This is a genomic window from Actinoplanes sichuanensis (assembly GCF_033097365.1).
GTDB lineage: Bacteria > Actinomycetota > Actinomycetes > Mycobacteriales > Micromonosporaceae > Actinoplanes > Actinoplanes sichuanensis.
In genome coordinates, this window is the sequence record NZ_AP028461.1 from 1,753,226 (window position 1) to 1,766,694 (window position 13,469).

General features: G+C 70.3%; 12 protein-coding genes. 6 read left to right on the forward strand and 6 right to left on the reverse strand.

Annotated elements, in window-relative coordinates; translation table 11 throughout:
- The first annotated feature begins 50 nt into the window (after nt 1–50).
- The 3 genes from Q0Z83_RS07585 to Q0Z83_RS07595 are packed head-to-tail and all read left to right on the forward strand — an operon-like array spanning nt 51 to nt 3,543.
- Nucleotides 51–1,580 carry a sugar ABC transporter ATP-binding protein gene (locus Q0Z83_RS07585; RefSeq protein WP_317793090.1) on the forward strand — a complete coding sequence of 510 codons (1,530 nt, stop codon included), beginning with the start codon at nt 51–53 and terminating at the stop codon, nt 1,578–1,580.
- The gene (locus Q0Z83_RS07590; RefSeq protein ID WP_317793091.1) at nt 1,577–2,533 is read left to right on the forward strand and encodes an ABC transporter permease; all 957 of its coding nucleotides are present in this window, start codon (nt 1,577–1,579) and stop codon (nt 2,531–2,533) included. The genes Q0Z83_RS07585 and Q0Z83_RS07590 overlap by 4 nt, the downstream gene beginning before the upstream one ends.
- A gap of 29 nt (nt 2,534–2,562) precedes the next feature.
- A complete protein-coding gene (locus tag Q0Z83_RS07595; RefSeq protein WP_317793092.1) occupies nt 2,563–3,543 on the forward strand; it encodes an ABC transporter permease in 981 nt (326 codons plus the stop codon).
- Between the two features lie 75 nt (nt 3,544–3,618).
- Here the strand turns inward: Q0Z83_RS07595 and Q0Z83_RS07600 are convergent, their stop codons facing one another.
- A complete protein-coding gene (locus tag Q0Z83_RS07600; protein ID WP_317793093.1) occupies nt 3,619–4,257 on the reverse strand; it encodes a TetR/AcrR family transcriptional regulator in 639 nt (212 codons plus the stop codon).
- 17 nt (nt 4,258–4,274) lie between these two features.
- On the opposite strand from Q0Z83_RS07600, the gene Q0Z83_RS07605 reads away from it, so the two are divergent.
- The 3 genes from Q0Z83_RS07605 to Q0Z83_RS07615 all read left to right on the forward strand — a co-directional run bounded on the left by Q0Z83_RS07605 (nt 4,275) and on the right by Q0Z83_RS07615 (nt 7,616).
- Nucleotides 4,275–4,811: a hypothetical protein gene (locus Q0Z83_RS07605; RefSeq protein WP_317793094.1), complete on the forward strand. Its 537-nt coding sequence runs from the start codon at nt 4,275–4,277 to the stop codon at nt 4,809–4,811.
- A 120-nt stretch (nt 4,812–4,931) separates the two neighbouring features.
- Nucleotides 4,932–6,455 (forward strand): histidine kinase N-terminal 7TM domain-containing diguanylate cyclase, encoded by a 1,524-nt coding sequence (locus Q0Z83_RS07610; protein ID WP_317793095.1) that lies wholly within the window; start codon nt 4,932–4,934, stop codon nt 6,453–6,455.
- A gap of 276 nt (nt 6,456–6,731) precedes the next feature.
- On the forward strand, nt 6,732–7,616 hold the full coding sequence (locus tag Q0Z83_RS07615) for a VC0807 family protein (RefSeq protein WP_317793096.1): 885 nt from the start codon (nt 6,732–6,734) through the stop codon (nt 7,614–7,616).
- Nucleotides 7,617–7,949: 333 nt separating this feature from the next.
- Here the strand turns inward: Q0Z83_RS07615 and Q0Z83_RS07620 are convergent, their stop codons facing one another.
- The 5 genes from Q0Z83_RS07620 to Q0Z83_RS07640 all read right to left on the reverse strand — a co-directional run bounded on the left by Q0Z83_RS07620 (nt 7,950) and on the right by Q0Z83_RS07640 (nt 13,153).
- Nucleotides 7,950–10,196: an ABC transporter permease gene (locus tag Q0Z83_RS07620; RefSeq protein WP_317793097.1), complete on the reverse strand. Its 2,247-nt coding sequence runs from the start codon at nt 10,194–10,196 to the stop codon at nt 7,950–7,952.
- A complete protein-coding gene (locus Q0Z83_RS07625; RefSeq protein ID WP_317793098.1) occupies nt 10,193–10,876 on the reverse strand; it encodes an ABC transporter ATP-binding protein in 684 nt (227 codons plus the stop codon). The genes Q0Z83_RS07620 and Q0Z83_RS07625 overlap by 4 nt, the downstream gene beginning before the upstream one ends.
- A gap of 20 nt (nt 10,877–10,896) precedes the next feature.
- Nucleotides 10,897–11,418: a PadR family transcriptional regulator gene (locus Q0Z83_RS07630; protein ID WP_317793099.1), complete on the reverse strand. Its 522-nt coding sequence runs from the start codon at nt 11,416–11,418 to the stop codon at nt 10,897–10,899.
- A gap of 45 nt (nt 11,419–11,463) precedes the next feature.
- Complete coding sequence (locus tag Q0Z83_RS07635) at nt 11,464–12,003, reverse strand: GrpB family protein (RefSeq protein WP_317793100.1); 540 nt, start codon at nt 12,001–12,003, stop codon at nt 11,464–11,466.
- Nucleotides 12,004–12,340: 337 nt separating this feature from the next.
- A complete protein-coding gene (locus Q0Z83_RS07640; RefSeq protein WP_317793101.1) occupies nt 12,341–13,153 on the reverse strand; it encodes an ABC transporter ATP-binding protein in 813 nt (270 codons plus the stop codon).
- Nucleotides 13,154–13,469: the final 316 nt, after the last annotated feature.

Genomic DNA, 13,469 nt, shown 5'->3' on the forward strand with positions numbered 1-13,469 from the left:
CGTCCGGCATCGCGCCGGGCGCCCTTTCCCAACCCCATTGAGAGGTACGCGTGACGCTGCTCGAAGTCACCGGCGTGTCCAAGAGTTTCCCCGGGGTCCGCGCGCTCGACGACGTGTCCTTCACCCTGCGGCCCGGCGAGGTGCACGCCCTCGTCGGTGAGAACGGCGCCGGCAAGTCCACCCTGATCAAGGTGCTGACCGGCGTCTACCAGCCGGACGCGGGCTCGCTGCGCTACCAGGGTCGGCCGGTGTCGTTCGCCGCTCCGATGGACGCCCAGCGCGCCGGGATCTCCACGATCTATCAGGAGGTCAACCTCATCCCGCTGATGAGTGTGGCCCAGAACCTGTTCCTCGGCCGGGAACCCCGTGACTCCCTCGGCCTGATCGACCGCCGCCGGATGGAACGCGAGGCCCGCGACGTCCTCGCCGACTACGGCGTCACCACCGACGTACGCCGCCGGCTCGGCACCCTGGCACTCGGCGCGCAGCAGATGGTCGCCCTGGCCCGGGCCGTGATGATCGAGGCGAAGGTCGTCATCATGGACGAGCCGACCTCCTCACTCGAACCGCGTGAGGTGCAGACGCTGTTCTCGGTGATCCGCCGGCTGCACGGCCAGGGCATCGGCATCGTCTACGTGTCGCACCGGATGGACGAGCTCTACGAGATCTGCGACTCGGTCACCATCCTGCGCGACGGCCGGCTGGTCCACACCGGAAAGCTCGCCGACCTGGAACGCATCGAACTCGTGTCGATGATGCTCGGCCGGGAGATGTCGCCGACCCGGCGGCAGGGCTTCACCGCGTTCGCCGGTGACCACGACACCGACGGCGACGCCCGGCCGGTCCTCCGGGTCACCGGGCTGACCAGCCGGACCAGGCTGCACGACATCAGCTTCGACGTGCGGCCCGGCGAGGTCGTCGGGCTGGGCGGGCTGCTCGGTGCCGGGCGCAGCGAGACGATCAAGGCGATCGGTGGGGCGTACCCGATCGACTCCGGAACCGTCGAGGTCGACGGCACCGACTTGAAACGGCCGACCACCGTCCAGGCCGTCGCCGCGGGCATCGCCGTGCAGCCGGAGGACCGCAAGGCCGAGGGCATCGTGGCCGGCCTGTCGGTCCGCGACAACATCGCCCTGGCCGTGCTGCCACGCATGTCGCGCCTCGGCATCGTCTCGGACGCCAGGATCGACCGGATCGTCGAGCGGTACATGACCCGGCTGCGGATCAAGGCGTCCGGCCCGGACCAACTGGTCGGCAACCTGTCCGGCGGCAACCAGCAGAAGGTGCTGCTCGCCCGCCTGCTCGCCACCGACCCCAAGATCCTGCTGCTAGACGAGCCCACCCGCGGCATCGATGTCGGCGCCAAGGCCGAGGTGCAGAGCCTGATCGACGAACTGGCCGGGGAGGGCCTGGGCGTCGTCCTGGTCTCCTCCGACGCCGAAGAACTGGTCGAGGGCTCGGACCGGGTGGTGGTACTGCGCGACGGCGTGGTCGTCGGCCACCTCACCGGCGACCAGGTGACCACCGAAGACCTGATGGCCGGCATCGCCGCGGCAGCACCCTCCGAGGAACACTCATGACCACGTCGACTCTTTCCGCCCGGCGCACCGACGTCCGGTCCTGGCTGCCCGAATACGGCGTCTACCTCGCCGTCGGGCTGCTCGTTCTCTACAACGTCTTCTTCACCCCGTACTTCCTCACCCTCAGCAACCTGCGGATCCAGCTGATCCAGGTCGCCCCGATCGTGATCGTCGCGCTCGGGATGGCGCTGGTCATCGGTACCGAGGGCATCGACCTGTCGGTCGGGTCGGTGATGGCGCTGGCCGCCGCGCTGATCCCGCTCTATCTGGGGTACGGGGTGGTCGCCGCGATCGGGGTGTCACTGGCCGCCGGGATCGCGGTCGGCCTGATCAACGGCGTACTCGTGGCCCGGGTCGGGTTGCAGCCGATCGTCGCCACGCTGGCCGTGTTCGTCGGCGGTCGCGGCCTGGCCGTGGTGATCTCCGACGGGCAGCTCAAGGACATCCGCAACCCCGAGCTGCTCTACCTCGGTTCGGGGGACCTACTCGGCATCCCGGTGCTGGTGTGGATCGCCGCCGTCCTCGTCGCGATCGTCGCGTTCGTGCTGCGCCGCACCGTGTTCGGCCGCCGGCTGCTGGCCGTCGGCGGTAACCGGCGGGCCACCGAACTGGCCGGACTGCCGGTCAAACGGGTGCTGATCACCGTCTACGTGGTCTGCGCGGTTCTCGCCTCGATCGCCGGTCTGCTGTCGGTGGCCCGGATCCAGTCCAGCGACGCCTCCGCGGTGGGCCTGCTCATCGAACTGTCCGCGATCACCGCGGTCGTCGTCGGCGGCACCCCGCTCACCGGCGGAAAGGTCCGGATCCTCGGCACCGTCGCGGGCGCCCTGCTGATGCAGCTCGTGATCGCCACCATGATCAAGCACGATCTGGGGCCGTCGACGGCCGAGATGGCCCAGGCGGTCATCATCCTCGTCGCCGTCTACGTGGCCCGGGAGAGGAAGACCCGATGACCCCGGCCCTGCTCGAGGGGAGCCCGGCCATGAGTGCCACCGACACCGCCCGCAGCGAGCGCACCGACCGGATCGTCGGTGTCGTCCAGCGGCAGGGGGCGTTCGCCGTGCTGGTCACGGTGGTGGTGTTCGCGCTCGCGGTGTTCCCCGACTTCCGCAGCCTCGACAACGCCGGGACGATCCTGGTCGCCGCGGCGCCGCCGATGCTGATCGCGCTCGGCATGACCTTCGTGATCCTCACCGGCGGCATCGACCTGTCGGTCGGGTCGCTCTACGTGCTCGGCGGGGTGCTCGCCGCCTGGGCCTCACGGTACGGACTGGTCGCGGCGGTGCTCGTGCCGCTGGCCGTGTGCGCGACGATCGGGCTGGTCAACGGGCTGCTCATCGCCTACACCCGGATGGCACCGTTCATCGTCACGCTGGCGGCGCTGCTCGGCGCCCGGGGACTGATGCGCGCGCTCAGCGACGAGGGGTCGACCACCTACGTGGTGCAGAGCGACGCGTTCGGCACGCTCGGCACCGGCTCCCTGCTCGGCCTCGGCTACCAGGTGTGGCTGGCCGTGGTCCTGGTGCTGATCGGGATGCTGGTGCTCGCCCGGACCGGGTTCGGGCAGTCGGTGTACGCGATCGGCGGGAGTGAGGACGCCTCAGCCCTGATGGGGGTGGGCGTACGCCGTACCAAAGTCTGGGTTTATGTCCTTTCCGGATTGCTCGCCGGCCTGGCCGGGGCCATCAACGCCGCCAAATTGGGATCCGGGGTGACCGTTCTCGGCGCGGGCATGGAACTGGACGCGATCGCCGCCGTGGTGATCGGCGGAACGCTGCTGACCGGCGGAGCCGGAAGCATCGCCGGAACCGTCGCCGGAGTGCTGCTGCTCGGTGTCATCCAGAACATGATCAACCAGGTCGGTGATCTGAACAGCAATTGGCAGCAGGTGATCAGCGGCGTCTTCCTCGCCGTCGTGGTCGTCGTTCAGACCGTCCTCGATCGTCTCCGCCGCGCCTCCTAGGAGTTCCCCGTGCGCCGCTTCCTCCCGGTTCTGACCATGGCCGCGCCCGGCGGCAACGCGCGGCTCAACTCGTGCTCAGACCGGCTCCGGCGTCACGGCGACGCCCGCCAGCATCGACACGGCGATCCGGGTCAGATGATCGGCCAGCTCCTCGGCCGGCTCGGTGAAATCCTGCACCACCCACTCGATGATCAGCTCGGTGGCCCCGGCGACCAGAGCCAGCACGGCCCGCTCGAACAACCGCAGGTCAGCCGGCTCACCGCCGGACCGCAGAATCAGATCACCGAGGAGTACGGCCTCCTCGCGCAGCAGGCCACGCCGGCGCAACTCCATCCGCGGCGCGTTGATGTAGATCACCCGGGCCCGCTCCGGATGCTCCCGCAGCAACCTGGTCAGCGTGTGCATCACCGGCGTGACCAGCTCCTCCACCGTCCCGCTGGGCGGCCCGGCCGCCACCAGGGCGTCGAGCAGCCACGCGTTCTGCGCGGTGTGCACCCGGAAGAGCAGATCGGCCCGGTCGGTGAAATGGTGGTAAAAGTAGCGCTTCGACACCTTCGCCTCGGCGCAGACGTCGGCGACCGTCACCTCGTCGAAGTCACGGGTGGCGAACAGATGCACGGCCGCGGCGACGATCTTGTCGTACCGCTCGGACTCCCGCTGCTCACGGGATCGGCCCGCATACAGCTCCCGGCCCGCGGTCGGCGAAATGTTCACGCTAACAGGGTAGCCGCATGAACCGCCTCGCCGAGCCCACCTGGCACGTCCGACATGTCGACGCCTGGGGACTGCCGGTGTTCGGCCCCGATGACGTCGTCTCCCGTGTCCGGGAACGAGTGGGTGTGCTGGTCCGGCTCCGTTCACACCAGGTGATGCCGGAACTCGTCCGGCAGGGCGTGCACGTGATCGTCGTCCCCGATACGGCGCGCTGTCCCGTCGTCGCCTCTCCGCTGCTGGTGTCGACCGAGGGTCGGTTCGTCAGGCGGTTCGGGCACGTCCTGCTGCGGGTGGCGCTGCGCCGCCTCGACCCCGCCCTCGACGACGAACTCGCCGCCGCCCACCGGGCCGCCCGTCGTCTCGGGCTGTGGCTCAACACCAGCGCGGCCGGCCACGTCGACGAGTACTTCGCGCACGGCCTGGAGACCTACTTCGGCGCCGGCGACATCGGGCCGATCGGCGGGGACGGCGTGCACAACCACATCAACACCCGGGCCGCCCTGAAAATCTACGACCGGCCGCTGTTCCGGCTGTTCGAGCGCCTCTACGGGTAGACGTCGAGGCGTGGGCAGCGCCGCCGTCCCTCGTCGCCATGCACCCGGGGGCCGGGGACCACTTTTCCTCAACTCGGTTTCCGTCCGGCCGATGCGCAACGCCGGAACGAAGGAGACTGCATGCGAGCCGCACTGGTCACGGTGTATGCCGCCGCGACCCTGGTCGCGGCGACCTACGCGGTGCTGTCCTGGCGACGGCGTCACCGGACGCCGCTGGCGCCGTCACTGGCGCTGATCACCGCCGGGGCCGCGCTGTGGTCGCTGGCCCAGGCGGTCGCCGTCGGAGCCGACGCGGCGCCCGTCGCGATCGGGGCCACCTACGTCATGTTCCCCGGCGTCGCCATGGTCGTGGGCGGATTCCTGTGGCACTCCACGGTCTTCACCGGCCGGCGAGTCGAACTGCTGCGCCGGCGGCGGGCCGTGCTCTGGGTCCATCCGGTGCTCCTCACCGCCGCCGTGATCACCGACCCGTGGCACCACCTGTTCTTCACCTCCGCGGCGGTGGACCCGGTCGAGGGCGTCATCGTCCACTTCGGGCCGCTGTACTGGCTGCACACCGCGTACTGCTACGCGATGATCGGCATCGGGACGGTCCGGTCGGTGGGCGCCATGCGCCGAGCGGTCCGCGGGCACCGCCGGGTGTTCGTGGTCTTCCTGGCCGGCGCGCTCGCCCCGCTGGGCGGCAACATGCTCACCATCTTCGCCGACCTCGGCGCCCGGCAGGTCGACCTCACCCCGGTCCTGTTCCTGATCACCGCGTCGATGTGGTTCTGGGCGGACCGCTCCGGCACGCCCGCGCGCCGGATGCCGGTCGCGTACGAGCAGGTCATCGCCGCGATCACGGACGCCGTGATGGTGCTCGACCAGGATGGCCGGGTCCTCGACGTCAACCCGGCCGCCGCCGAGATGCTCGCCGTGGAGGGCCACGTGCCGGAAGGCGACGTGGTCGGCCGGATGTGGTTCGAGGTGGTCGGCCCGGACCTCACCGCGGCCTTTGCCGGCGGCGCCGAACAGCAAACCCTGACCAGCGGAAACGGCACCATGTACGACGTTCGCGTGGTCCGCATGCGTACGGCCGACGGCAGCACGCCCGGCGCGGTCGTCGTGGTCCGGGACGTCACCGAACTGGAACGCCTCCGCGCCGAACTCACCGACCAGGCGGTACGCGACGGCCTGACCGGTGTGTACAACCGCCGCCACCTGACCGTGGTGCTACGCGAACAGGCCGACCGGCTCGCGGTGGTCATGCTCGACGTCGACCACTTCAAGAACATCAACGACACGTACGGCCACGCCGTCGGCGACGAGGTGCTGATCCGGCTGGCACAGCAGTTGACGGTGGCGGTCGGCGACACCGGCACGGTGGCCCGATACGGCGGCGAGGAGTTCGCCGTCATCCTTCCCGGAGTCGGCGCGGACACCGCCGCCGAACTGGCCGAACAATGGCGCCGATGCTGCGAGCTGGCCACCCTGGACACGCCGAGGGGCCCGCTGCGGGTCACCTTCAGCGCCGGGGTCGCCGAGCTTCTGCCCGGGACCGGGGTCGAGCCTCTGCTGCGGCGGGCCGACCGTGCGCTCTACACGGCCAAGAAGCAGGGCCGCAACCAGGTCGTCACCGACAGCTCACTGGCCCTGCACCACTGACCGCCCGGCCGGGGTCGGTCTTCCCGGCCACTCGTGCCCGGTCGGTCTTCCCGGCCACTCGTGCCCGGTCGGTCGTCTGGCTGTCGTCGGTCTCGCTCGCTGGTCGTGCGCGGTCGGTCTCGAACCGGCTTCGCATCCGGAAGCCCGCCGTCGGCCGTGTCCACCGGTCGGTGGACAACCGGGCTCAGCGGCTCGGTCGTCCCGGCGCGGCACCCCTTCCCGACAGCATTGATGCATCGCCGCCGGAATCGGGGGCCGCCACCGAGGGGGACTGTGATGCAGCACGACGGGAAACACGCCAACGGGCTCGGCGAGATGATCCGTGGACTGGTCTGGGACCTGGGGCTGCCGCTCGTCACCTACTACGGGCTGCACGCGGCCGGTGCCTCCGACACCGCGGCTCTGCTGGCCGGTACCGCGGGCGCCGCCCTACGCATGGGGTGGGTGGCGGTACGAAGTCGGGCACTCAGCCCGTTCTCGATGGTCATGGCCGCGGTCTTCGGAGTCGGGCTGCTCTTCACCGTCCTCACCGGCGACCCACGGTTCCTGATCATCAAGCACTCGGCGATGGCCGCCGCGATCGGCCTGGCGTTCCTGGTCACCGGACTGCACGGCGGACGACCGCTGACTCTGGCCGCACAGCAGACCTTCATGCCCGGCAAATCCGGCGAACTGGCCCAGGCCTACGCCACCAACCCGGACGTCCGCCACGGCCACCGTCTCGCCTCCCTGGTATGGGGCGGCGGCCTGCTCGCCGAGGCCGTGATCCGAGTCGCCCTGGTCTACCTCCTCCCGATCGAGGTGATGGTCGGCGTGTCCACCGGCCTGACCGTGGTGACATTCGCCCTGCTGATCGCCTGGAACGCCCGCTACCTGGCCACCCATCGCCCCACCCAGGCCGTCGGTCCGGTCCCGCCGGTCGGTCGGGTCCCGGCCGTAGCCCGGGATTCGGGCGCTGTTTCGGCTCAGTCCGCCGCACTGACTCAGGCCACCGGTTCGGCTCAGGCCACCGGTTCGGCTCAGGCCACCGGTCCGGTGCCGGGCGCCAGCCTGGCCGGCAATCTGGTTCCGGTAGTCGGTTCGGCTCAGCCTCTCGGTCTGGTTTCGGCCGTCGCTCCTGCACCAGCGGCAACCGCTGTACCCGGCCACGCCCTCGTCTGACCGGCCACGCAGCTCCTGGCTCCGGCAAGCTCCCACTCGGAGCGAGCCGGAGCCTTCGCGTGTGGTGACTCCAACGCTGACGCCGACCACCCGGAAGCGAATTTCGGTGTCGACCTCGTTCAACGGATCTCGGCTGCGGCCCGAGAGCCCCGTCGGCCGGCCGCTCACATCCGCGGAGGGCTCGCGTGCCGCGGGGGCCTGCGTGCCGCGGGGGCCTGCGTGCGGCAGAAGGTCCGCGTGCCGCAGAGGCCCGCGCCGGAAGTACGTCCGGGATTTTGTTGGGCTCTCCCTGCTGTCCCAACTGCGTGAGACAGCAGGGAGAGCCGCACGGCGCTATTCGCTGCGGAGGTTGCCTGGTCGGGTCAGGCGCAGCAGAGTGGGCAGCGCAGCGGCCGTAGTTCCGAGGACGACCAGCGCGGCCATCCCGGATGTCGTGCCGATTCCGAACCAGTCCACGGTGACCGGCGCCTCCACCGCCGCCATCAGCACCGAGGACAGCCCGCTGCCGAAACCGATCGCAAGTGTCATGCCGAGCAGCACCGGGACCGCGGCCTGCACCAGCACCGACCCGGAGAGCGTGCGTCGTCTCGTGCCGAACGCGACCAGCACGGCTAGAACCTGCCGCCGCTCCCGCATCTGCTCGGCCACGTTGACCACCAGACTGGCCCCGATCAGGGCGAGCATCGCGATCGTGCCCGCCAGCAGACCCTGCCGGATGGTCCGCAACGCGTTGGCCACGGCGTCGTTGCCGGGGCCGTTCACCAGCGCCTGCGGATCCAGCCGGGCCGCCGTGTTGCGCAGCCGGTCGACCGCATCCGGAGTCTGGTTGTCGAGGGTCAACGTGTACCGGGCTTCGCCGGCCGGGAAGGCGTCTCCCGCCGCCGCCGGAGTGATCAGCATGAGCGGTCCATAGTCCAGCAGCGTGTCGAATGCCGTCACGTCCCGGGTGGACGCGGGCGCCGTCCACTGCCCGCCGCCCTCGATCGTGAAGACTCCACTGTTGGCGATGTTGATGGCGTAGGCGTCACCGTCGACACAACCGGGCACCTCGGCATATCCGGCGAGGGCCGCGCAGCTGCCGATCCGAATCTCGGTCTCGACCCCGGCCTGGGCCGCCCGTGCCAGGCGCACCGGCTCGACACTCCGGACACCGGCGGTCGACTGAAGCGCCTCGGTCCACGTGCTGACCGGTAGGTCCGAATTCGGCATGACCTGGTGCCGCGACGTGCTGGAGGCTGTCTGACCAGGGCCGCCGACCTGCGCTTCGATGCCAGTGACCAGGCCTTGCAACGCGATCACCCCGGCCACCGAGACCGCGATTCCGGACACCGCGCGCACCGCGGTGCCGCTGTCCAGCTGAAGTCGGCGCACCGCCAGCTCCCATGCGACGCCGCCGCCACCGAGTCGGTGCACTACCGCGTCGACCAGCCACGGCAGCAGCAGTGCCAGGCCGATCAGCAACAGAGCGACCCCCGTGGCCGCCTGGAACTCGAGCGAACCCGACGACTCACCGAGGCCGTCCTTGAGCGGCCAGAGCAGGAAGATGCCGGCCGCGGGCAGGAGCAGCCGCCACCACAGCCGCCGCCGGATGGTGACGCTGAGCCGGACCACTCCGAGCGGCTCCACCACGACCCGTCGCATCGCCGAGAGCGTCACCAGCACGGCCACGGCCGGCACACCCAGTGCGATCAGCACGACCAGCACTGGTACCGGGCGCATGTCGGACAGGAAGAAGCTCAGTGGCCCGGTCGCATACCGATTGGCCAGCAGTGCCGCTACGACCGCGAGAACCGCGCCGACCAGCAGACCGAGCACGGCCCCCGCGAGCGTCTCCCCGGCTGCGATCCGGCGGGTCATGCCGGCGTCCGAGCCGACCAGGCGCAACGCGGCCAGCCGCTTGTCGCGGGCCTCTCCGCCGAACCGGACCGCGCTGGCCATGAACACGATCACCGGCGTCAGCAGCACGACCATGCCGACCGCGGTGAGCAGCACCATCATCGGCGACACCCCCTCGGCCTCGAAGGAATGCCCGAACGCGTCGATCCGGTGACCGGTCTCCTCGGTGAGAGTGTCAGTGCCCAGGTAGAAGGCGAGATCGGCGGGACCGGTCAAGCCCTCGTCGCTGATCGTCCCGACGATTTCGGCGTCCCATCGCTCGGCCAGCACCGGATTGGCGGCGATGAGCTGCCGCAGAGCGGGGGAGACCACCATCTCGCCGGGTTTCGGCAGAGCGGTGATGCCGGGCGGGATCGGTGGCCGGGTGCCCTCCGGCTGCAGCATCCGCCCGTGGATGGCGTCATCGCGGAAGGTGGTCGTGGCGATGCCGAGCAGCAGCGTGTCGTCGCCCCGCGCGACCTCACGTTCGCTGTCGATCGCTTCGGTGCGGGCCTCCTCGCGGGCGCTGCTCGCCTCCAGCGCGGACGGCAGGGCGGCTATGCACAGCAGCAGGGCGACACCGACTCCGGTGCCGGCCGCGATCAACGCGAGCCGGGCCCAACCCGCTCGGCCGCCGGCGACGCTCATCCGGGCACCCAGCCCGAGCTCGAAGATCCACCGGCGGAACCGGCCACGGCTGGTCACTGCGCATACTCCTGCTCGCGGACCCGGCCGTCACGCACCACGGCCTCCCGGTCGGAATACGCCGCGACCCGGGGCTCGTGGGTGACGAGCACGACCGCGGCGCCGGTGTCACGCGCGGCGGCGATGAACAGCTTCATCACCAGCTCGCCGTTGAGCGAGTCGAGCGCGCCGGTCGGCTCGTCGGCGAACACCACTCGGGGACGGCTGACCAGCGCCCGGGCCACGGCGACTCGCTGGCCCTGGCCGCCGGAGACCTGACCGGGACGTTTACCGGCCACCTCACCGACCTCCAGGCGCTCCAGCCAGTCGGTGGCGGTGCGATGCGCCTCCCGCCGGCCGGCACCGGACAGTCGCAGCGGAAGCGCCACGTTTTCCACACAGGTCAACTCCGGCACGAGCTGCCCGAACTGGAAGACGAATCCGAACTCCCCACGCCGCAGGGCGCTCCGCTCGCTGTCGGACATCGCGGTCAGGTCGCGGCCGTCATAACCGACCCGGCCGGACTCGGGCTGAAGGATGCCGGCCAGGCAGTGCAGCAGGGTCGACTTGCCGGAGCCGGACGGGCCCATCAGCGCGACCACCTCACCCGGCCAGACGTGCAGAGAGGCGTCGTCGAGCGCCTTGGTCTCGCCGAAGTTGAGCCGCAGATTCTCGGCGACCAGCAGCGGTTGATCGGTCATCGGGGGATCTCCCTGGGGATTCACGGGCGGACGCGGGCGGCCAGACGGTCCAGGCGGGCGGCGGTCAGCTCCAGCCAGCGCAGGTCGGCCTCGAGGTGGAACAGGGCGTGATCGCAGATCAGCTCGTCGGCGAGGTCGCCGTCGCTTTTACGCCGGGTCAGCTCCCGCATCATCCGCAGGTGCTCGGCCCGCTGGGAGTCGAGCACCTCGTTGGCGTCGCGGCCGGTCAGTAGGGCCAGCACGACCTTGGTGTAGAGGGTGCTCTGCAGATACGGCTCCGGCTTCTCCGGACGGCCGATCCACTCCGCCACGTCGGTGACGCCGGCATGGGTGATCGCGTAACGCTTGCGGTCGGGGCCGTCGCCCGGCTCGGACTCGACCTCGACCAGGCCGTTCTTCAGCAGCCGGGCCATGGTCGAGTAGACCTGCCCGTAGTGCAGTGCCCGGTCACGGCCGAAGGTGTCGTCATAGGTGCGCTTCAGGTCGTAGCCGTGGCGTGGCCCGTTTTCCAACAGACCCAGCAAGGCGAAGGTGACTGACATGTGCGCTACTATACACACCATGTATAAACATGATGTATACCCAGCTCAGCGCTGTTCCTTCTCCCGGACCGGCAGCGAGGGCAGGCCGCGTTCGGCGCGGGCCCGATCGGTCAGTTCCTGGATGAGCGCGGTCTTCGCTCGTGCGTAGTCGCCGGGATGCGTGCCCGCCTTCGCCAGGTTCCGCTTCAATTCGGCGTATCGTGCGGCCTCCCGCGGATGGGCTCGCAGATAGTCACGCAGGATTCGCTGATTGCGGGTCGGCCAGCTGTCCTCGGCCACCACGTGCAGGATGTGGGTCCGCCGGCCCCGCGCGAAGCGCACGTAGAGCAGGCGGTCGGTCATGCCGTTGGCGTGCCGCTGATAGCCGAGCTCGGCCAATGCGGGCGCGCGCCGGTCCACCTCGTCGAAGTCGGCCGCGGCGGCCATCAGGTCGATCGTCGGCTTGGCCGCCAAACCGGGGACGGCCGTCGAGCCGATGTGCTCGATCGCGGCCACGACGCCGTGCAGCACCGGGCGCAGCTCGGTGATCGCGGCAGCCGCCATGTCCGGCCACGCCGGGTCGTAATCGATCACTTCGATGCTCATGGAGGCATTGTCCGGCGATCCGCCGGCCGTGCCGCCACACCGGCGGCCGATGCTGTGCCGGGCGCGAAGCGCGATTGATCAGGCGAGGAGGGGTACGGATGAGTGGCCGGAGCGGACCGAGAGGGGGGACAGATCGAGCCGGGACCGAAGGACATGCGGGCAGGTCAGCCCGAGTGGACGTGCGAGCGGGTCAGCCCGAATGGACGTAAAAGCAGGTCGGACCGCTGGAGGCGGCACAGGTGGGACCGGGGATCTGCCAGCAGGTCGGACCGTTGGAGGTGGCACAGGTGGGACCGGGGACCTGCCAGCAGGTCGGACCGCTGGACGTGCGAGTGGGTCAAGCCCGAGCCGGATGGACGTGGTGGCGGCCGATCGGGAGCATCAGGGGCTTGCCGGAGACGGGGTCCGTGATCACCCGACTGTCCAGGCCGAAGACCGCCCGTACGCAAGCCTCGGTCAGGACCTCGCCCGGCGTGCCCGCCGCGTGCAGGCCTCCGCCGGCCAGCGCGATCAGGTGGTCCGCGTAGCGGGCCGCCATGTTCAGGTCGTGCAGGACCATCACGATCGTGGTGCCACGGTTGGTGTTCAGGTCGGTGAGCAGGTCGAGGACCTCGATCTGGTGGCTGACGTCGAGGAAGGTGGTGGGCTCGTCGAGTAGCAGCACATCGGTTTGCTGAGCGAGAGCCATCGCGATCCACACGCGCTGGCGCTGTCCGCCGGAGAGTTCGTCGACGGAGCGGTCGGCCAGGTCGGCGGTGTGGGTGGCGTCGAGGGCCGCCGCCACCGCCCGGTCGTCGTCGCGGCTCCAGCGGGACAGGAGTCGCTGGTGTGGGTTACGGCCGCGGCCGACCAGGTCGGCGACGGTGATGCCTTCGGGGGCGATGGGTGACTGGGGGAGCAGGCCGAGAGTGCGTGCGAGTTCCTTGGCCGGCATCCGGTGGACCTCACGGCCGTCCAGGAGGACGTGGCCGGCGCGTGGTGCGAGCAGCCGTGACATCGAGCGGAGCAGCGTCGACTTGCCGCAGGCGTTCGCGCCGACGATGGCGGTGATGCGGCCGGGCGGTACGAGCAGGTCGAGGGACTCGATGACCTGACGATCGGCGTATCCGACCGTCAGGCGCTCCACCGTGAGCGTGTGGTCGCTGGTCACAGGAGGCCTCCGGCGGATTCGGTGCGGGCGACCTCCGACGAGGCCGCCGCGGCGGGCGACGTGGCCCGGCGAGTGAATAGAGCGGCCGACCGACCTGGGGATCGGGGGCGGCGAGTGAGCAGGGCGGTCGACTGGCCGGAAGGTTGGGGTCGGCGAGTGAGCAGGGCGGTCGACTGGCCGGAAGGTTGGGGTCGGCGAGTGAGCAGGGCGGTCGACTGGCCGGAAGGTTGGGGTCGGCGAGTGAGCAGGGCGGTCGACCAGCCAGAAGGCACGGGTCGGCGAGTGAAGGCGATGCTCGGCCGGTGGGAGGGAACAG

Coding starts and splice junctions, on each gene's coding strand:
- Q0Z83_RS07590 (WP_317793091.1), top strand. CDS start 1,577: ATGACCACGTCGACTCTTTCCGCCCGGCGCACCGACGTCCGGTCCTGG.
- Q0Z83_RS07595 (WP_317793092.1), top strand. CDS start 2,563: ATGAGTGCCACCGACACCGCCCGCAGCGAGCGCACCGACCGGATCGTC.
- Q0Z83_RS07605 (WP_317793094.1), top strand. CDS start 4,275: ATGAACCGCCTCGCCGAGCCCACCTGGCACGTCCGACATGTCGACGCC.
- Q0Z83_RS07610 (WP_317793095.1), top strand. CDS start 4,932: ATGCGAGCCGCACTGGTCACGGTGTATGCCGCCGCGACCCTGGTCGCG.
- Q0Z83_RS07615 (WP_317793096.1), top strand. CDS start 6,732: ATGCAGCACGACGGGAAACACGCCAACGGGCTCGGCGAGATGATCCGT.
- Q0Z83_RS07625 (WP_317793098.1), bottom strand. CDS start 10,876: ATGACCGATCAACCGCTGCTGGTCGCCGAGAATCTGCGGCTCAACTTC.
- Q0Z83_RS07630 (WP_317793099.1), bottom strand. CDS start 11,418: ATGTCAGTCACCTTCGCCTTGCTGGGTCTGTTGGAAAACGGGCCACGC.
- Q0Z83_RS07635 (WP_317793100.1), bottom strand. CDS start 12,003: ATGAGCATCGAAGTGATCGATTACGACCCGGCGTGGCCGGACATGGCG.